The 19,035-nt window shown below is 55.1% G+C and carries 17 protein-coding genes and 1 pseudogene; 5 read left to right on the top strand and 13 right to left on the bottom strand.

Annotated features, from left to right (window positions below):
* Positions 1-18: 18 nt before the first annotated feature.
* A complete protein-coding gene (locus ACOTZF_RS15120) occupies positions 19-1,233 on the bottom strand; it encodes a multidrug efflux MFS transporter (RefSeq protein WP_013095809.1) in 1,215 nt (404 codons plus the stop codon).
* Between the two features lie 169 nt (positions 1,234-1,402).
* A complete protein-coding gene (locus tag ACOTZF_RS15115; RefSeq protein ID WP_095439984.1) occupies positions 1,403-2,086 on the bottom strand; it encodes an extensin family protein in 684 nt (227 codons plus the stop codon).
* A 102-nt stretch (positions 2,087-2,188) separates the two neighbouring features.
* On the opposite strand from ACOTZF_RS15115, the gene ddlA reads away from it, so the two are divergent.
* Positions 2,189-3,289 (top strand): D-alanine--D-alanine ligase, encoded by a 1,101-nt coding sequence (gene ddlA / locus ACOTZF_RS15110; protein WP_048970445.1) that lies wholly within the window; start codon positions 2,189-2,191, stop codon positions 3,287-3,289.
* Here ddlA and ACOTZF_RS15105 read toward each other — a convergent pair.
* On the bottom strand, positions 3,286-3,522 hold the full coding sequence (locus ACOTZF_RS15105; RefSeq protein WP_020686357.1) for a DUF2754 family protein: 237 nt from the start codon (positions 3,520-3,522) through the stop codon (positions 3,286-3,288). The genes ddlA and ACOTZF_RS15105 overlap by 4 nt on opposite strands.
* Before the next feature lie 247 nt (positions 3,523-3,769).
* Between ACOTZF_RS15105 and ACOTZF_RS15100 the strand changes: the two genes are divergently transcribed.
* Positions 3,770-4,072: a DUF2755 family protein gene (locus tag ACOTZF_RS15100; RefSeq protein ID WP_421636116.1), complete on the top strand. Its 303-nt coding sequence runs from the start codon at positions 3,770-3,772 to the stop codon at positions 4,070-4,072.
* Here ACOTZF_RS15100 and ACOTZF_RS15095 read toward each other — a convergent pair.
* The 3 genes from ACOTZF_RS15095 to ACOTZF_RS15085 all read right to left on the bottom strand — a co-directional run bounded on the left by ACOTZF_RS15095 (position 4,069) and on the right by ACOTZF_RS15085 (position 7,050).
* Entirely contained in the window at positions 4,069-5,166 is a 1,098-nt protein-coding gene (locus tag ACOTZF_RS15095) for a DUF1615 domain-containing protein (protein ID WP_129252878.1), read from the bottom strand. The genes ACOTZF_RS15100 and ACOTZF_RS15095 overlap by 4 nt on opposite strands.
* A 14-nt stretch (positions 5,167-5,180) precedes the next feature.
* Entirely contained in the window at positions 5,181-6,401 is a 1,221-nt protein-coding gene (gene sbmA / locus ACOTZF_RS15090) for a peptide antibiotic transporter SbmA (RefSeq protein WP_013095803.1), read from the bottom strand.
* A gap of 115 nt (positions 6,402-6,516) precedes the next feature.
* Positions 6,517-7,050 (bottom strand): isochorismatase family protein, encoded by a 534-nt coding sequence (locus tag ACOTZF_RS15085; protein ID WP_129252876.1) that lies wholly within the window; start codon positions 7,048-7,050, stop codon positions 6,517-6,519.
* A gap of 204 nt (positions 7,051-7,254) precedes the next feature.
* On the opposite strand from ACOTZF_RS15085, the gene ampH reads away from it, so the two are divergent.
* Positions 7,255-8,421, top strand: a complete 1,167-nt coding sequence (gene ampH, locus ACOTZF_RS15080; RefSeq protein WP_129317782.1) for a D-alanyl-D-alanine-carboxypeptidase/endopeptidase AmpH — start codon at positions 7,255-7,257, stop codon at positions 8,419-8,421.
* Here ampH and ACOTZF_RS15075 read toward each other — a convergent pair.
* Together ACOTZF_RS15075 and ACOTZF_RS15070 are read right to left on the bottom strand one after the other, a co-directional pair.
* Positions 8,418-9,041, bottom strand: a complete 624-nt coding sequence (locus ACOTZF_RS15075) for a helix-turn-helix domain-containing protein (RefSeq protein WP_013095800.1) — start codon at positions 9,039-9,041, stop codon at positions 8,418-8,420. The genes ampH and ACOTZF_RS15075 overlap by 4 nt on opposite strands.
* A gap of 87 nt (positions 9,042-9,128) precedes the next feature.
* A complete protein-coding gene (locus ACOTZF_RS15070) occupies positions 9,129-11,903 on the bottom strand; it encodes an autotransporter outer membrane beta-barrel domain-containing protein (RefSeq protein ID WP_129252872.1) in 2,775 nt (924 codons plus the stop codon).
* Positions 11,904-12,353: 450 nt separating this feature from the next.
* On the opposite strand from ACOTZF_RS15070, the gene hemB reads away from it, so the two are divergent.
* Both hemB and ACOTZF_RS15060 read left to right on the top strand, forming a co-directional pair.
* A complete protein-coding gene (hemB, locus tag ACOTZF_RS15065; RefSeq protein WP_013095798.1) occupies positions 12,354-13,328 on the top strand; it encodes a porphobilinogen synthase in 975 nt (324 codons plus the stop codon).
* A 127-nt stretch (positions 13,329-13,455) separates the two neighbouring features.
* Positions 13,456-15,156, top strand: a complete 1,701-nt coding sequence (locus tag ACOTZF_RS15060; RefSeq protein WP_038418777.1) for a lysophospholipid acyltransferase family protein — start codon at positions 13,456-13,458, stop codon at positions 15,154-15,156.
* 105 nt (positions 15,157-15,261) lie between these two features.
* Here ACOTZF_RS15060 and tauD read toward each other — a convergent pair whose 3' ends face one another.
* From tauD to ACOTZF_RS15035, 5 genes and pseudogenes are all read right to left on the bottom strand, one after another.
* A complete protein-coding gene (gene tauD, locus ACOTZF_RS15055; protein ID WP_013095796.1) occupies positions 15,262-16,110 on the bottom strand; it encodes a taurine dioxygenase in 849 nt (282 codons plus the stop codon).
* On the bottom strand, positions 16,107-16,934 hold the full coding sequence (gene tauC, locus ACOTZF_RS15050; protein ID WP_013095795.1) for a taurine ABC transporter permease TauC: 828 nt from the start codon (positions 16,932-16,934) through the stop codon (positions 16,107-16,109). Before tauC ends, tauD begins: the two co-directional genes overlap by 4 nt.
* Complete coding sequence (gene tauB / locus ACOTZF_RS15045; protein ID WP_029882451.1) at positions 16,931-17,698, bottom strand: taurine ABC transporter ATP-binding subunit; 768 nt, start codon at positions 17,696-17,698, stop codon at positions 16,931-16,933. The genes tauC and tauB overlap by 4 nt, the downstream gene beginning before the upstream one ends.
* Before the next feature lie 10 nt (positions 17,699-17,708).
* A complete protein-coding gene (gene tauA, locus ACOTZF_RS15040; protein ID WP_014830825.1) occupies positions 17,709-18,671 on the bottom strand; it encodes a taurine ABC transporter substrate-binding protein in 963 nt (320 codons plus the stop codon).
* A gap of 180 nt (positions 18,672-18,851) precedes the next feature.
* Positions 18,852-19,035, bottom strand: a pseudogene (locus ACOTZF_RS15035) (IS4 family transposase); the annotation flags it as partial.

The following is a 19,035-nucleotide window of genomic DNA, read 5'->3' as shown; positions in this document are numbered from 1 at the left end:
ATACATTCCGTCAAAAAATTAACGCGCTGCTCTCGCCTGCTCTAATTGGCGACGGCGTCTCAGCGCAATCGCCAGCTGGATAATATTGATCAACACCACAATCGCCGTGGCCGCAAATACCCAACGAAAACCGGCCATCGCCGAAACGGATGCGCCAATAAGCGGACCGGCAACATTACCTAAATACATAAATGACTGGTTATAGCCAAAAATACGCCCTGTCACCTGGTCACTTGAATATTTCACCAGCAAGGTCTGCACCGCAGGTAACATGGCGCCATCGGCAAAGCCGAGCAGGAATCGCAGCACGCCGAGCTGAAGCGGTGAGGTGACGAACGACATCGCAAAAAAGAGCACCACGGCAAAAATCAGCGTGGCCATCAAGATACGCGCCGTACCGATCCTGTCGCCCAGTTTTCCCAGCCGCGGCGCAGAGATTAACGCCGATACGCCCGGCACGGCAGCAATCATCCCGCTGAGAAACGCAATATTGCTGCTGTCTGGCTCCATCGATTTTATAAACAGCGCCAGAATCGGGCCTACCGAACCGTTACAGAGCTGGATCACCATGGTGGTTACGAACAGGCTTATCATCAGCCCGGGATACGGCAGCGAGGCGAAGACCGCTTTGCCGCTCAGGCGTTCAGATTTACTGACCACCGGGCGTCCCCCCTCCTTGATCAGAAACAGCGTCACCAGAAAACTGATCACCAGCAGGATAGCGGTAATGAAGAAGACGGCGCGCAACCCTACGTGGTCGGCCAGAAAGCCGCCTAACAACGGGCCGCCGATAACGCCACTGATCTGTGCGGTGGAGAGCGTACTCAACGCCCAGCCGCTACGTTCACGCGGCACCTGTGAAGCGACCAGCGCCATGGCGTTCGGAATATAGCCGGATGTCAGCCCCATGATCGCCCGCAGGATAAACAGCTGCCAGACGTTAGTGGCAAAGGCCTGCAGCAGTATGGCTATTGCCATCCCAAGCGAAGCGCGCAGCAGCATCAGCTTGCGCCCTTTTCGATCCGCCAAGCTCCCCCACATGGGTGACACAATGGCGGAAACCAGAAACGTCACGCTGAACGTCAGCCCCGACCACATGGAGAGGGCTTCATGCGAGGTCACGCCCAACTGCGAGACGTACAGCGGCAGAAAGGGCAAAATCTGGCTGATGGCCAGCCCGGTGAAGAAACACCCGAACCAGACCGAGATGAGGTTAACTTTCCAGGATTCCATAAAAGAAATAGTCTTCATTTTTAGGCAAATGCGTCGACAGATTAGCAAGTTACCGGCATCTACGCCGTGCCAGAGATGCGGCCTTGCTGACTTTGGTGTTTTATCTTCCCAGTCATCATATTTGTGAAATATGTCACAAATCATCCAATTTCTGGCGGAAGATTATGCTTTAGCGGCAGAGTCCAAAGCCGCGCATTCCCAGATGGAAATGGTTGGCGTGCGCCGCGTTATACTCCGGCCCCAGGCCGTTCCCGTAGTAGCCGCAGCTCGCTGTCAGCAGCGCCTGCAGCCACGGCTGCGTTTTGGTCGATCTCCAGCCGTGCAGAATGGTGACCCGTTCACCGTTCGCCAGCCGAAACGCGCTGATATCCAGCGCCTCTGCCGTGGCATGTTCGCTGCGTCTTGCATCAGGGCGGTGGTAAATATTGCGACAGGCGTAGCTGCCCAGGTGCTCAATGCGCACCAGCTCGCTTCCGGTCCAGGTTCTGGTGAGTGGCCGGGCCTGCTGGCTGACAAACAGTGCAGAACTCAGCGCCAGCGGGCAGCTGGCAAGAAAGCTGCTGTTCAGGCTGACCGGTCCGAAGTCACGCACGCGCACCACGTTGTGAAGGGGGCATGCTCCGGCGCTGTCGGCGACAGGCTGTGTGCGAATAAGGGCCTTCTGATTGGCCTGCGATAACAGGCTGGCACACGCCTCGGGGGTAAGGCGCCGCAGTTTGTACTGAGTGATTAGGCCTGGCGGGTCGTCAAGCGAGAGCGGCGTAAAAGGGTTGTAGTGAGACGGCAACCAGCGGTAACCCACCGTTGCGACTGCCACCAGAATGAAAACGATCAGCAACGTTTTGCCTTTCACACTCCCCCCTCTTTACTCCCAAAACATTATGGCAGAAGGTCGCGAAACCCGCAGGGCATCGTGGTATGTTATTGGCTTTTCGTCAGACTGGAAGAGAGTAAGATGGCAAAGCAGCGCGTAGGTATTGTCTTTGGGGGAAAATCAGCGGAGCACGAGGTTTCATTGCAGTCGGCAAAAAATATTGTCGATGCGATTGATAAAAACCGTTTCGACGTAGTGCTGCTGGGCATTGATAAACAGGGCCAGTGGCATGTGAACGATGCGAGCCAGTATCTGTTAAACGCCAACGATCCGGCACATATCGCCCTTAATCCTTCTGAAATCAGCGTCGCCACCGTCCCTGGCGTAGTGAAGGGGCAACTTATCGACGCCGGTAATGCACAGGCTCTTGCTCAGATTGACGTCGTGTTCCCAATCGTCCACGGCACGCTGGGCGAAGATGGTTCGCTGCAGGGTATGCTGCGCATGGCGAACCTGCCGTTTGTCGGCTCCGATGTACTGGGCTCCGCCGCCTGTATGGATAAAGACGTCACCAAACGCCTGCTGCGCGATGCCGGGCTGAACGTTGCCCCGTTCGTGACACTCACCCGCGCCAACCGCGATAAATACACATTCAGCCAGATTTCCGCCCAGTTGGGTCTGCCGCTGTTCGTGAAGCCTGCGAACCAGGGCTCCTCCGTTGGCGTCAGCAAAGTGACAAGCGAAGCGCAGTTCACCGAAGCCGTTCGTCTGGCTTTTGAGTTTGACCACAAAGTCGTGGTTGAGCAGGGTATCAAAGGCCGTGAAATTGAGTGCGCGGTGCTGGGCAATGATTTCCCACAGGCAAGCACCTGCGGTGAAGTGGTGTTAAACAGCGATTTCTACTCTTACGACACCAAATACATTGATGATAAAGGCGCTCAGGTCGTCGTGCCGGCAAATATCGATCCGGCCATCAACGATAAGATCCGGGCGATCGCCATCAACGCCTATCAGGCTCTTGGCTGCTGCGGCATGGCGCGTGTGGATGTGTTCCTGACGCCAGATAATGAGGTGGTGATTAATGAAATCAACACCCTGCCAGGCTTTACCAACATCAGCATGTATCCAAAACTGTGGCAGGCCAGCGGTCTGGGTTACTCTGAGCTGATCACTCGTCTGATCGAACTGGCGCTGGAGCGTCATGCCGCTGACAGCGCCCTCAAAAGTTCCGTAAACGGTTAATCGGTTCTTTTCACCGTCTCCGTCTCATCCGCTGTCGTCTCTTCCGGACGACGGCGGATAATTAACCCAGCCAGCCAGAAACTGATCACCCAGGTCACCAGCCCGACAGCATAGGTTTGCCATCCTTTGGCTTCAAACCCCAGCAGCCCTACGACACCGTTAAGAATAAAGATCAGCCCGATAGCAAAGGCGTAGTAGTGCCAGTCACGGCGTAGTTTGGACGTGAGCTTCATAACAACTCCGGCAGGAAAAAAAAACATCCTCTCACAGTTTTACGATCGGGTCTGTGGCAGATGCGGAAAATCTGAAACACGACGCAATTTCAGTTAAGTAATGAATTTGTGATGTGCTGCAGAAATCGACAATCCAGGAGAATTCCGCAGGGGAAATTACCACGATTCTGATATTGACAAATGCTATGACCTGTCAAACTCACCGTGTGCGAAGCGTATTAACAGAGTGATATTTCCGGAGGTCTTTATGGCTGACTTTACATTGTCGAAACCGATTTTTGGCGGCACACCACCAAAAACCTCCACTGCGGGTAATATTGCGTATGCCCTGTTTGTCCTGTTCTGCTTCTGGGCAGGCTCTCAGCTTCTCAACATGCTGGTTCACGCGCCTGGCGTCTATGAACATCTGATGCAGGTGCAGGATAACGGACGCCCGCGGGTTGAGATTGGTTTGGGTGTGAGCACCTTGTTTGGCCTTGTCCCCTTCCTCGCGGGTTGTCTGATTCTCGGTGTTGTCACGTTAGTCGTACGCCTGCGTCGCCGCCATTAACGTCCCATGCAACGAGCCCGACGATCGTCGACGCGTTTGGCGAACCATGCCGTTGTCAGGTTACGCGTGATTTTCGGGCTTTCCAGTTGAATACCCGGCAGGATTGCCCGCGGTAACGCTTTTCCACTCTTCTTCTCGGCCAGCGTGAAAACCTTTGTGTAGAGATCCGTCTTCTCGAACGCCAGGCTATCCCCTTTCTCCAGCTGACGGCGAATGTCGCTATCGCTCATGCCAAGCGTTGTTGCCAGTTTGCGCACCGCCAGTTCCGTAGTGCCCGCCTTGCTGCTGCCGTAGGCGATGAGATCGCCGTCCAGCGCCAGTTTCACCCCGCTGGCACGGCTGACCGCACTCTGAAACGCCGCGTTTCGGCTGGCATACCAGCCCGCGTTAAAGTCAGCAAAGCGGTACAACGGCTCGCTGTAGCTCGCCGGATAGTTCAGCAGATGGTACGTGCCAAACCACAGTCCGCCACGCAGGGAGAAGACTTCCTGGCGCACCGTCCCGTCGATTTTCCACGGATAACCGTCCGTATGCTGCTCGGCAAACGCAATGCTGACCTGCATCGGGCCGCCGGTGTGCACCGGGTTAAGCGAGCCGAACAGTTTCTGCCCCATCGGCACCATATTGATGAAATCATCAAAAATGGCGCTCAGCTGTCTCTCGGTTTTCACCGTGTCCAGCCGATCGCTGTAGCTTTTGCCGTTTGGCGAGGTGATTTTAAGGGCGGTATGCACTAGGAACACCGGGATATGCATCGATTCCGCGCGACGGTCGATCTCTTTCCAGGCAATTTTGTTCAGCCCCGGCACCACCGGGTCTGACTGGTACATTGACTCCTGCTGCGCCACTGCCAGTACCGAGCAGATATTCTCCTCGGTAGGGGCAATTTTCTGACTTTCAAAGGTCTTCGCTAATGCCTCGGCCCACGCATTGCGGTCTTTCACCGTAGAGGGCATTTTTTGCCGCACCACGCTCGCCACATCTACAGGTTTCTCACCTTTTTTAAGCGGGGCGGCCCCTTTTTCGGCACACCCCGCCAGCACGAGTGCGGCGAGTAAAGAGAGCGATAATGTACGTGGTACGGCAAAAGACATAGCAATTCCCTGTTTTAGCTAAATGTATTGGTGACTTCCTGCAGATCCCGATCGTCCAGCTCGCGTTCAAAGCTGCGCAGACGTTTGTAGATGGACATCAGTTCCACCAGCGTGGTCCAGGAGCTAATCAGATACTGGAACGACCCGCGAACCTGACCAAATACGTTGGTGATCTGTGTCATCAGACCCAGCGTTATCGTACCCGCAACAATGGACGGGAACAGCAGGAACAAACCGAAAACGTTATCCACCTGCAGATACAAAATGCGCGCAATGTTGAAGTACATATAGTGGAAGTAAAGACGGAAATAGTTGCGACGCACGGCGCCAAACAGTTCACGTACGGTTGGCGGCGAGGCGCGGTTGGCGTCATCTTCACCATACACCAGCTCTTTACGATACGCCGCTTCGACGCGCTGATTTTTAAACTCCAGCCCAGGCAGCTTGATCCCCACCACGGCCAGCAACCCCGTTCCCATTAATGACCAGACAATAGCGGCAATCACCAGGCCATACGGCAGATGACCAACAATCGGCAGGTCTGGCACGTGCGCCGAGAGCGTCACCAGCACCGGCAGGAAGGCAATCAGGGTCATAATGGCATTGATAAAACTCACGCCCATGTCTTCAAGGGTCGAGGCGAAACGCATGGTGTCTTCCTGCACACGCTGTGCGGCGCCTTCGATATGACGCAGGTGTTGCCAGTGCGCCATATAATGTTCGTTCATCGCGGTACGCCAGCGGAAGACGTAGTGGCTGACGAAGAAATTGTTCATGACGCCAATCACCACCGCAATAAGGGCAATACCGAGGAAGATGCCAACTTCATGGTAGAACTGATTGATAGTCACCTTATGCGGTGAACTCAGCGCACTCTGGATCAGATCGTAGAACGGGGCATACCAGGCGTTAACCGCCACCCCCACTTCCACCAGAAACCAGGTGACAAAGATGATCAGCGACGTGCCCAGAATCGACCAGTACTGCCAGCGATGTGGCGAATAGACAAACCAGAACAGGGCAAAGAGCCCTACGCAGACCATGTAGTAGGCATAAAACAGCAGATAGCTCAGCGACCAGAAACGCGCCGCGCTAATGGGAACCTCGCCCGTCGCGCCCGTGATACGCGTCAACCACGCTCCGCCGCCGGCCTGCCAGAAAATGACAGCGATCAGTGCCCAAATAAATGCCGACAGGAAAAATGGCCCCGGCTTTGGGAAAAAAGACTTAAACATGATACATCCTTCTTGTTGTTATGGCTGTTGCTGTGCTCAACACATCACCACACGAAAATCTTGCCTGGGCCAGGCGCCTGGCGCAGGCAAAAAGGTCAGACCCGAGGGTTTATTATTAGTTCGCTTTCCAGTTTTCAAGAATTGTTTCGGTGCGTTTCACCGCGGGCGGGTTTGCGGGCGCAATGAAGTTGCGCCAGACGTCGTTGTAGTGGTTAATCAGAATGCGGGCTTCGGCCGCCGGGCGATTCGCGGTGGTATGCGCATCCTCCGCCACGGTGATGTGGTAGCCCCGGCTGACGCCATTCTTGAACGTGGCATCGACACAGTAATCGGTGGCGCAGCCGCAGATGACAAACTCCCGGATCCCCTGCTCGCGGAGCAGTGCCTCAAGCGTGGTGTTATAGAATGCATCGCAGGCCGTCTTGGTCACGTAAAGGGCATCAGCAGGCTGATGCAGTTCAGGCAGCAAGGCAAACCCGTCACTGCCCTCTTCCAGACAGCCGGGCTCGGTATGCTGAATAAAAATCACCCGATCGGCTGCCTGCGTAAGATGATTGATCAATGAAACACATTTTTCACGCTGATGACGAGGCGTTTCGAACACCCCTTGCTGCATATCGACAACCATAACCACACGCTTTCCGGACATACCCTTCTCCGCAAGATTGAGTAACACAGCCCTCTATCATAAGGCCGATGTCACAAAATGGGAGACTGACGGTAAGTAAATTCTTCTGATTTACTCGCAGTTACGTTTTTCTGGTTATCGTTATGTAATTCGGGGCATTGCACCGTACGGTTTAGTAGTATAAATACCCATTACTTTCCTCATTCACACTATGGATGCTTTTCGTTGAAACGTTGTCTGCTCTTTTTCGCCGCGCTGTGTGCGGTGAGCTTCTCAACCGCCCAGGCAGCCCAACCGCTGACGGCGCCCGTTCTGGCATCGGATATTGCCGATCGCTACGAGAACCTGATTTATTACGGCAGCGGCGCGACGGGAATGGCGATGGTCGTCATCGACGGTAATCAGCGCGTGTTTCGCAGTTTCGGTGAAACGCGTCCCGGTAATAATGTTCATCCGCAGCTGGATTCCGTCATCCGCATCGCGTCCCTGACCAAGCTGATGACCAGCGAAATGCTGGTGAAATTGCTGGACCAGGGCGTGGTGAAACTCGACGATCCGCTCAGCAAGTATGCTCCGCCGGGCGCACGTGTCCCGACGTATCAGGGAACGCCGATAAGGCTGGTCAACCTGGCAACGCATACCAGCGCCCTGCCTCGCGAGCAGCCAGGGGGTGCGGCGCATCGCGACGTTTTTGTCTGGCCAACGCGTGAACAGCGCTGGAACTACCTGAGCAAAGCCACGTTGAAGTCCGCGCCCGGTTCTCAGGCCTCTTACTCCAACCTGGCGTTTGACCTGCTGGCCGATGCGCTGTCGACGGCAGCGGGCAAACCGTATACGCAGCTGTTTGAAGAGCAGATCACGCGCCCGCTGGGCATGAAGGACACCACCTTCACCCCATCACCGGATCAGTGCCGCCGTCTGATGGTCGCCGAAAAAGGTGCCAGCCCGTGTAACAACACGCTGGCAGCCATCGGCAGCGGCGGGGTTTATTCCACCCCTGGCGATATGATGCGCTGGATGCAGCAGTTCCTTTCATCAGACTTCTACTCACGCAGCCATCAGGCCGACCGTATGCAGACGCTGATTTACCAGCGCAGCCAGTTGCACCGCGTGATCGGTATGGACGTGCCGGGCAAAGCCGACGCCCTCGGTCTGGGCTGGGTATATATGGCACCTAAAAATGGCCGTCCGGGCATTATTCAGAAAACGGGGGGTGGTGGAGGATTCATTACCTATATGGCAATGATCCCCCAGTCCAACGTGGGCGCTTTTGTGGTGGTCACCCGCTCGCCAAATACCCGTTTCGTCAATATGAGCGATGGGATCAATAACTTAGTGGCTGAGCTCAGCGCCAATAAAGCCCAGGTGCTTACCGCCTCCTTCCAGCCTTAATATTCCGTGGGCAAACGGTTGATGCTAACCAGTTTGCCCCGGCTCATATTGATGTAGTTCCCCTGTCGAAGCGCAGCGAGTACCTCTGCCACGACCGAACGCGAAATGCGCGTGCTTTGTTGAATATGATTCATCACACCAATTTTTGAGCGCAGGGTTTCATCCCATTCGGCCATATTCAGCAGCATGGCGCGGATTTGGTGATAGGAGTTATTTCCTACCAGTTGCCTGTCCCGCTTTTCCAGAATGGATTTAATCCAGGACAGCCAGCAGAAAGCTTCTTTCCAGAGAGAACTTTGCTGAATAAGCTGCAGAGAGGTCGAAGCAGGTAAATAAAAGCCTGTGCACGGATTTTTGGCAACGACCCGATATTCCTTGCTGTAATCAAGCATGCCTGCAGTCAGCCCCAGAATAAAGGGCGCGGTGGCAATGCCAATCAGCAACTCGTCTGAACGGCGATAGATTTCAATAACGCCGGTCTGTAATACAAAGGTGCTGGGTTCATCATTATCATCATTTGAAATAATCTGCTGGGGAGCAGATTTAAATGGGGTACTGGCTACTTTCAAACACTGTTCGAGCCGGCTTAATTCAGAAAGTGGTTTCGCATTAACTTTCATGCAGACCTCTGGACATCCGTATTTGTCGGTTCAATATTATTTTTTTTAGATGACAAAGCGGGGGATATATTCCCCCGCTTTTATACTTTACCAGGTATATTTCACACCCAAATTGGCGCCCCAGTTCTGGTCAACGTCACCGCCGCCCAGGTAAGTGGCATCCGTGTATGCACTGAAGTTTTTGGTGAAGCTGAACTGTGTGCCCAGACCCACACGCACCGCAGAGCCTTCAACGCCGTTGTCAATGCTGTCGCCATTCACGTTCGCATTGTTATCAGCATCGTCATACACATACGCCAGTTTGACGTATGGCGTCAGAGCCTGATCGCCGCCGTAGTTGAAGGTATACCCTGCGTCGACACCGAGTTCATAGCGCAGGCTGTCGTAAGACTGGCCATCAATTCGCATGTCATTGCTCAAGCGGTAGTCGTCACCCGACTGGAACAGCCCAGACACTGCCGCATAAGGCGTGACGTAGCCGGACAGGTTTGGTTTCCAGTCATAACCCAGTTTCATACCGAAACCAACCGCATCTGTCGTGGTATTACCGTCCACGTACTGACCGTTACTCATGGTCGCGGAGAGATCGTTATTGAAGCGGGTGTAGCTCAGGGAGCTGTCGAGGAAGACATCGTTGGCAAACTTCGCAGAGGCATAGATCATCGCCGTCTGGCTATCCTGATCAACCTGACCGGTACGATCGCTGATATCCCCCTTCGCGAAACCTGCCGCGCCACCAACGATCCACTTCGCGTTGTTACCGTCAATCTGTGTATCCAGACCAACCATAATCCCGCTTACGTCCTGATCGTAGCTGATAACGCCATTGTCAGCGTCAAAGTTGCCGCCGAAGTAGCTCACCCACGCCCCACCGTTATCGGCCAGACCGTGACGGCTGTTAGTCAGACGGGTTCCAACGGTATCCTGCTGCAGATCCCAGATATTGGTATTCGCTGACGGAATGCTCAGCGCCATATTGGCGTAGTCAGTCAGCGCTTTCTGCTGCAGAACAACCGTGTCACCCTTCTGCTGCGCCTGGTAGGTATAGGCACCTAAATCGGCTTTGTTTGCTGCCGTAAAGCGGGCCGCAGTGTCTGCGTTATTGTCATAAACGCGGATGATCTCTTTGTTTTTATAATCAGCAACAGAACCGGCGCCGGTCGCATCGTCGATACGCACGGTGTAGTTACCTGCCACATCACCGTTCACCGCCAGATGACCGTCTGAGTTAAGCGCCACGACGCCATAGTCGTAATCTGCTTTGCTCTTGTCGTTGGTGATAAAGCGGGCGTTGTTCAGATCGCTGTTCAGCACGTAGTCACGGCTGGCAACGTTCAGCACACCGCCATCGGTCAGCACCATGTTGTGCGTGTCCACCTGACCCAGGCCCAGTGCCAGTTCCGCACCGTTGTCGACGGTGATGGTGTTGGCATACAGTTCAGCCGTTTCTTCCGTCAGCGCGGCACGGCTATAGCTGTCCAGATACAGGCTGTCTGTCGCCACTGCACCGCTGTCGCCAATATTCAGGGTAGAGGCGTTGGTCAGGGTGATGGAATCCGCCAGCAGGCCAGAGTTTTCAACATTGACCTGCGACTGGTTATTCACTGCCAGCGTGTCGATGTTAGACAGTTTGCGGGTATCCCACTCTGAACCGTTGTTCAGGGTGACGTTGAACAGACCGCTCTGGTATACCTCTTCACCTGCAACGTGACCGTTGGTGTCGTAGGTGGAATCAGGCCAGATGCTGTTTGGCGACAGGGTTCTCCAGTCAACACTGCTGTAACCCTCACCATACATCTGCGCGGTGCCGATCGCTTCAACGCTGGATTGTGCAGCGCCAACCCATTTGCTGCCGTTGGTCAGTGTGACATCCAGCTTATCGGTACCATCCCAGCCGTTGGTGGTTGGGTTATACACACCGTCTTCGGTGGTATCGGTTGCCGGGTCGCCATTCTCGTAGAAGTTATTGTCGAAGGTGCTGGAGAACAGGATATCGCCGGTAACGGTAGAGTGATCGAAGGTAGCGGTGGTTTGCATGGCGTTGTCAGACGCGCTGGCCGCGACGATCAGTGCCGCGTCATCTGCGCCGGTCGCGTTGGTTTCACCGTAGTCGCTCGGCTTCGCGGTTTGACCATAGAACCCGCTGGTACCCAGATCGCTGTATGCGCCAGAGGTCAGAACAGAGTCTTTGACCACCAGGGTGTTAGTAAAGACATTACTGCTATCCGCAACGCCTTCAACGCCGTCATACGGGGTATTGTCCAGCTCATGGTAACCCTGAGTCAGCGTAATACCTGCAACGTGAGAGTTGTTCTGGATAACAATATCCGATTCCACATCCAGCGTAATCGCATTCCCCAGTCCATAGGTATCCAGATAGTGGGTTTCGGTGTTGTCACCATTCAGAACATCATACGCATAATGCTCATAGGTATCGTTAATGGTGGAGTGATCGACGGTCAGGCTAAAACGATCGTACTGCGTATGGGTCGTGCCGTCCGTATCAACCCCATCAGCACACGTGGTGGTCATGCACTTTGAGGTGATCATGCCATTAATGGTGCTGTTAGAAATGCTCAGCGCATTCGCTCTTCCATTGACACCATCGTCAAGGTAGTACGTCGAAATAACACCGTTCACCGTTGACTTATTAATCACCGGATAAATATCACCGTCGTGGGTGGCATCCGAGTAATCCCAGTCAGCGTAGCCATAATACCAGGGTGTTGATGCTGAATTATCATATCCGAAGGTATTATATGTGGCACCAGAAATATCTTTCGCATTGGCCTGAGAAGCGATAGCCAGGGTGCAGGCTAATGCAAGTTGTGATACAACCAGTTTCTTTTTCCATGTTTGCATTGGGTCATCCCTCCTCAGGGACGTAAGCAAGTTTGTCCATCAAATCATTTGGCAACATTGTATTGCGGAGGGAATTATGCATTTTCATTTCGAAAAGGTTCAATGAATGATTCCATTAAGTCCGTATCCAGACTAATAACATGAAAAAAATGCAACGACATTAAAAATTATAAATAAACACTATAAAAACAGCGAATTAAAATCATCTGACATAAATATAGAAAATATAATAAAGAATAATAGATCATTATTAATGATATATTTACTTCAATTTAGAAATCGCACCAATATCTCGAGCGTTTGAAAAACAGGCTGACGCTGGTTATATATATTGACCATGTGAAACATCGCAAACCCCATTTTGCATTAACAAAAAGCCTACTTTCGTAAAACCCTCTCCCCCACTTTCATGTACACTAGCCTCTTTGTTCCACAAACGTCAGGCATATCATGACCGATTTAATTGCTCGTCCCCGTCGTCTGCGCAAGTCACCTGCACTGCGCGCTATGTTTGAAGAGACAACACTGACCTTAAACGATCTGGTGTTGCCGATTTTTGTTGAAGAAGAGATCGATGACTACAAAGCCATCGACGCCATGCCAGGCGTGATGCGCATTCCGGAAAAATATCTGGCACGTGAAATCGAACGTATCGCCAACGCGGGGATCCGCTCGGTGATGACCTTTGGCATCTCCCACCACACTGACGCTACTGGCAGCGATGCCTGGAAAGAGGACGGTCTGGTCGCCCGGATGTCGCGGATCTGCAAAGAGACCGTGCCGGAAATGATCGTCATGTCAGACACCTGTTTCTGTGAATATACCTCTCATGGCCACTGCGGTGTGCTGTGCGATCACGGTGTCGATAATGACGCCACTTTGCTGAATCTCGGCAAGCAGGCGGTGGTAGCTGCAGCAGCCGGTGCGGATTTCATCGCACCTTCCGCTGCCATGGACGGGCAGGTTCAGGCGATCCGCCAGGCGCTTGATGCGGCCGGATTCACCGATACCGCCATCATGTCCTACTCCACCAAGTTTGCCTCTTCGTTCTACGGTCCGTTCCGTGAAGCGGCCGGTACTGCGCTGAAGGGCGATCGCAAAACCTATCAGATGAACCCGCTGAACCGCCGTGAAGCCATCCGTGAATCGCTGCTGGATGAAGCCCAGGGCGCAGATTGCCTGATGGTGAAACCAGCTGGCGCATATCTGGATATTCTGCGCGACATTCGCGAGCGCACCGAGCTGCCGCTGGGTGCATACCAGGTGAGCGGCGAGTACGCGATGATCAAATTCGCCGCGCAGGCGGGTGCCATCGACGAAGAGAAAGTGATCCTGGAAAGCCTGGGCGCGATCAAACGTGCTGGCGCGGATCTGATCTTCAGCTACTTTGCGCTGGATCTGGCCGAGAAGAAAATTCTGCGTTAATCCGCTTTAGCGCCGGGTGGTGGCTTCGCCTTACCCGGCCTCCTCTCTGCGCTAATCTTCACCAAACTGCAATACAACCGACATCTCTCCCTTCTACTGTCTGAGCAAGACGGCAGGAGGAGTAACCATGTTTAGTCTCGATAGCGTTCTCGACGACCTTTGGCCTCAGGCGAGGCCTGCACCCTGGCAAAAAAGTCTGTTAAAAAGACTGTTCTACGAAGAAGAATTCCAGCAATTTGCCGCGACACACCGCCATCTGAAAGGCCTGGATATGGTGGAGCAGGTTCTGGAGCACCTCGATATACTCTGCACCGTTTCCGCCCGCGATCTCGAACAAATCCCTGAACATGGCCCGCTGGTCATTATTGCCAACCACCCAACCGGAACGCTGGACGGGCTGGCGCTGATGTATGCCGTTTCCCGTGTACGGCGGGATGTGAAAGTCGTCACTAACCGGATGCTGACCCACCTTGAACCGCTTAGCTCACTGTTTATTCCGGTGGACAATATGGGCGGCAGAACGGCAAAAACGTCCCTGATGCAGATGGAACAGCATCTGCAAAACGCAGGGGTGCTGATCTTCTTCCCGGCGGGAGAAGTGTCCCGTCCTACGCGCAAAGGGATCCGCGATAAAAAATGGCACCCCGGCTTTATTAAACTCGCCAGTAAGCTGCGCGTACCGCTGCTGCCGGTGCATATTCAGGCACACAACAGCCTGCTCTTTTATGCCAGCACGCTGGTGTCCCCCACCGTATCGATGCTCTTGCTGATGCAGCAGATGTTCCGCCGCCGCCACAGCCAGCTACCGATAAAGATCGGCCAGCAGATAGCCTGGCATCACTGGTATAGCACAACCCTTTCATCGCGTGAGATGGCCGAGCAGTGCCGTCAGCACGTGATACGTCTTGGCAAGGGAGTGCCTGGCGTCTTTAAAACCCAATGCGCCATTGCCCGTCCGGAAGACCGGGCCACGCTGAAGCGCGAGCTGGCCCAGGCCGAATGTCTGGGCAAAACCAGCGATGGCAAAACCATTTATCTATGGCAACGCAACGGGCAGGAAGAGGCTCCCCTGCTGCGCGAGCTGGGACGCCTGCGCGAGATCGCGTTTCGCGCCGTGGAGGAAGGGAGCGGTAAACGTCGGGACACCGACAGTTACGACGATGACTATCTGCACCTGATCCTGTGGGATGAAGACGATCTGGAGATCGTCGGCGCCTATCGCTTTATGCCCACTGCCAGACAGGTCGAGCAACGCGGTCTGGAAGGGCTTTATAGCTACAGTCTGTTCCACTACGACGATAAAATGCAGGACGTGCTGGAACACGGTATTGAACTGGGGCGCAGCTTTATTCAACCACGCTACTGGGGTCGTCGCGGTCTGGACTATCTGTGGTCCGGTATTGGCGCCTATCTGGCACGTTATCCGCACTACCGCTACCTCTTTGGCCCGGTCTCGATTTCCGGTGGCTTACCGCCTGCCGCACGGGATCTGCTGGTGGCGTTTTACCGCCTCTGGTTCCCGGCGACACATCCCTTAGCCGCGTCACGTCAGCCTTATCCGGCCTCCCTGCCGGACGTGTTGGCGCAGTTTGGCGGGGTCGATTACGTGGATGACCTGACGAAGCTGAAATCCCTGCTCGGTAATCTGGGGTGCGGTATTCCACCGCTCTACAAACAGTATTCCGAGCTGTGTGAACCCGGCGGCGTGCAGTTTATCGATTTTGGCAGCGATCCGGCGTTCAACAACTGCATCGACGGGCTGGTGCTGGTGGACTTGTGCTACCTCAAGGCAAACCGCTATCAGCGGTATATTGAGGCGCACCTTTAACTGTGCGGTTTTTTGTAGGCCGGGTAAGCGCAGCGCCACCCGGCAAGAACGGTGCACATTTGCCGGGTGGCGGCTACGCCTTACCCGGCCTACGGGTGCGATGGTTCAAGGACGGTAAAACGGCTTATCCCCCAAAATTGTCGCCCGCTGCATAATCCGACGCTGTGGCAGATAATCCGCATTCGCATAGTGCTGCGTCACGCGGTTATCCCAGATCGCCAGATCGTTCTCCTGCCAGCGCCAGCGCACCTGAAACTCCGGTTTGGTGATATGCGCAAACAGGAAACGTAACAGCGCCTCGCTCTCTTTTTCCGTCACGTCCACAATCCGCGTCGTGAATCCCTCATTCACAAACAGCGCCTGCTTGCCGGTTACCGGATGGGTGCGCACGACCGGATGCAGCAGCGGCGGATGTTTCGCAACCGCCTCCTGCCAGCGCTGATGCTCCGCTTCTGTTTTGCGGTACTTGTACTCCTGGAACGATTTTTTGAAGTCATGCTCCGCCCGCAGGCCGCTCAGCAGGGTACGGAAGGGTGCGGATAGCGCCTCAAAGGCCGCAATGCCGCTGGCCCACAGCGTATCGCCGCCCGTCTCCGGCAGCAGCTTCGCCGAAAGAATCGCCCCTGCAGGTGGCGTCTCGATAAACGTCACATCCGTGTGCCAGTTGTCGTTGTCCGGCGGGTTATCGTTATGCGTGTCGAGCACAATAATCTCCTCCACCCCTTCCGCATGCGGATAAACCGGATGGATATGCAGATCGCCAAAGCGCAGTGCCAGGGCGCGCTGCTGCTGCGGGGTGATTGCCTGTTCGCGCAGGAATACCACCTGATGGCGCAGCACCGCATGATAAAGCTGCTCAAACTGGTTATCGCTCAGCGGACGGGTCACATCCAGGCCCGACACCTGCGCACCAATATATGGCCCCAGCGGGGTAATGGTCAGACGTTCACTCATTGTATTTCTCCATGCCAGGGCGTCAGACGACGCTGCAGCGCGCGCAGCCCCAGTTCTAATCCAAAGGCGATCACGGCGATAACCGCAATCCCGGCCAGTACCACGTCAGTCGCCAGAAACTCCCCCGCCGACTGCACCATAAACCCTAACCCTCGGGTGGCGGCGATCAGCTCTGCCGCCACCAGCGTTGACCAGCCCACGCCAAGGCCGATGCGTAATCCGGTTAAAATCTCCGGCAGTGCGCCCGGTAAAATCACGAACAGCAGCACCTGTGTCCGGCTGGCTCCCAGTGATTGCGCCGCGCGGATCCGCACCTGCTGAGCGCTTTTGACGCCCGCCAGAGCCGACATGGCAACCGGGGCGAAAATCGCCAGATAAATCAGCAGGATTTTTGACGTTTCACCGATGCCGAACCAGATCACCATCAGCGGCAGATAGGCCAGCGGCGGCACCGGACGGTAAAGCTCAATCAGCGGGTCGAGGATGCCGCGCACCGTCGGGCTTAAGCCCATCGCGATCCCGACCGGAATGCCGATTATCACCGCCGCCAGTAGCGCCACCAGAATGCGCGCCAGGCTTGCACCTAAGTGCTGCCAGAGCGTAGCGTCCATAAAGCCCTGCGGCCCGGCAATGGTGATGAGTTTTGCCAGCACCTGCCCCGGCGGCGGCAGAAACAGCGGGCTGATCCATGCCTGCGCGGCAACCAGCCACCACACCGCCAGCAGCACCAGCAGCGTGCCGACACTGAGTGTTATCTGGCGCGAGAAAGGCCAGCGTAAGACCGGGCGCGCGCGTCGCGTTTTCTCGCTGAAGACGATGCTCATGAGAAGGCCTCCCGTTGTTCAAACACACGGCTTAAGACGTATTCACGCTGTTCAATAAACCGCGGATCGGATTTGATGCTGCGCACCGGCTCCCCCGCGACATAGCGACGGGCAAACTCAAGCGGCAGCCGCTCCAGCACGCGCCCCGGGCCAGGGGACAACAGCACCAGCTCGGTCGCCATAAACACCGCCTCTTCGATATCGTGGGTGATCAGCAGCACCTGTTTACCCGTTTCATGCCACAGGCGTAAAAGCAGGGTTTGCATCTGCTCGCGGGTAAAGGCATCCAGCGCCCCGAACGGCTCATCCAGCAGCAAAAGCTGCGGATTGGCCGCCAGCGCGCGGGCAATACCAACCCGCTGACGCTGGCCGCCGGAAAGCTGCCAGATAAACCGTTTTTCAGCCCCTTCAAGACCGACCTTTTTGAGCATGTCCCGTGCTGTTGCCAGCCGTTGCTCGCGGCTTACGCCCACCAGCTGCAACCCAAACGCCACGTTTTCCTGCACGTTGCGCCAGGGAAGCAGACCTTCATTCTGAAAGACCACCCCACGCTCAGCGCCCGGGCCTTCCACTTTTTTCCCTTCCAGTTGAATGGAGCCATGCTGATATGGCACAAACCCGGCAATCAGATTCAGCAGCGTGGTTTTCCCGCACCCGGACGGGCCAAGCACAACCAGCAGCTCACCGCTCTCCAGCGTCAGGTTGATGTTCTCCAGGGCCGGTTTGCCACCGTAATCAGCAGACAGATTTGTAATAGTCAGCATCGCAGCCCCCTTATTTCACAAAGCGATCGGTCACGTACTGGCTGTAGTCCGCCGCCACCGCCGGCACTTTGCCCTGCTCTTTCAGGAACGTGGCGGTATCGACAATCGCTTTGTTTACCGGCCCGGTCAGCTGTTGTACCTGCTGGGCAGGCGTGAGATAGGTATTCCCTTTCACCAGCCCCGGAACGTCCGCTTGCGGCACGCCGCTCAGACGGGACAGTTTTTCGAGATTGGCAGGCTGCTTCAGCCATGCATCCGGGTTGCTGATATAGGGCTGCTGAGCGTCGATGGCGCTTTTGGCAAAGGCCTTCACGACCTCAGGATGTTTCTCGGCAAAATCTTTGCGCACCACCCACACGTCAAGCGTTGGCGCGCCCCACTGGCCCACTTTTTCGGAGTCGGTCAGCACGGTGCCGTCTTTTTCCAGCTCATTGACGGCCGGTGCCCAGACGTATGCGCCATCAATATCGCCGCGCTGCCAGGCCGCAATAATCGCCGGTGGCTGCAGATTAATGATTTGCACCTGGCCTGGCTTGATGCCCCAGTGTTTCAGCGCCGCCAGCAGGCTGTAGTGAGTGGTCGAAATGAACGGCACGGCGATGCGCTTGCCGATCAGGTCTTCCGGTTTGGTGATGTTTTTCTTCACCACCAGCGCTTCGGAGTTGCCCAGCTGTGAAGCGAGGAGGAAAACTTCAATCGGCACCTGCTGGCTGGCCGCTACCGCCAGCGGGCTGGAGCCGATATTACCAATCTGCACGTCGCCGGACGCAAGCGCACGCACCACGGCCGCCCCGCTGTCGAACTTACGCCAGTCGACGTTTGCGCCGCTCTCTTTGGCAAAGGTGTTATCCGCCTGCGCGACTTTCGCAGGCTCTGCGGAGGTTTGATACGCGACGGTGACATCCACCGCCTGCGCCTGAAATGCCCACAGCGCCAGCGCGCCGAGTAATGTAATTCGCGATGAAATTGCCATCCTGTCTGCTCCCCTTGTTGTTATGAGGGCAGTATTTCCGGCGCGGGAATTTTGATAAAGGAATTAAAACGAATCGCTAATAACGATTCGTTTTTAGAAAAAAAGCGGGAAAGGATAGTTGGTTTTGTGCGGTTGTTTTTTCCCCTCTCCCTGTGGGCTGAGGGATCCCCAGTAATATGGTCATGCCACCATGACCATATTACTGTACTCTTTTCCCAGCTTTTTCATCTCGTTAACTATATTCAGGCGTCTTACTTTCCCGGGCTCAAGCCGGATGACTTCTTCTGCCAGACTCAGGTATGACAGCACCCGTCTGTGCCTGATGCTGCTTGCCTGATAGTGCCAGTGTAAACACTGCCTTTCT

This window comes from Enterobacter cloacae complex sp. SHL021, assembly GCF_049237765.1.
Lineage (GTDB): Bacteria > Pseudomonadota > Gammaproteobacteria > Enterobacterales > Enterobacteriaceae > Enterobacter > Enterobacter cloacae.
The sequence above is the reverse complement of the archived record's forward strand: the minus strand, read 5'-3'. Positions and strand labels throughout refer to the sequence as shown.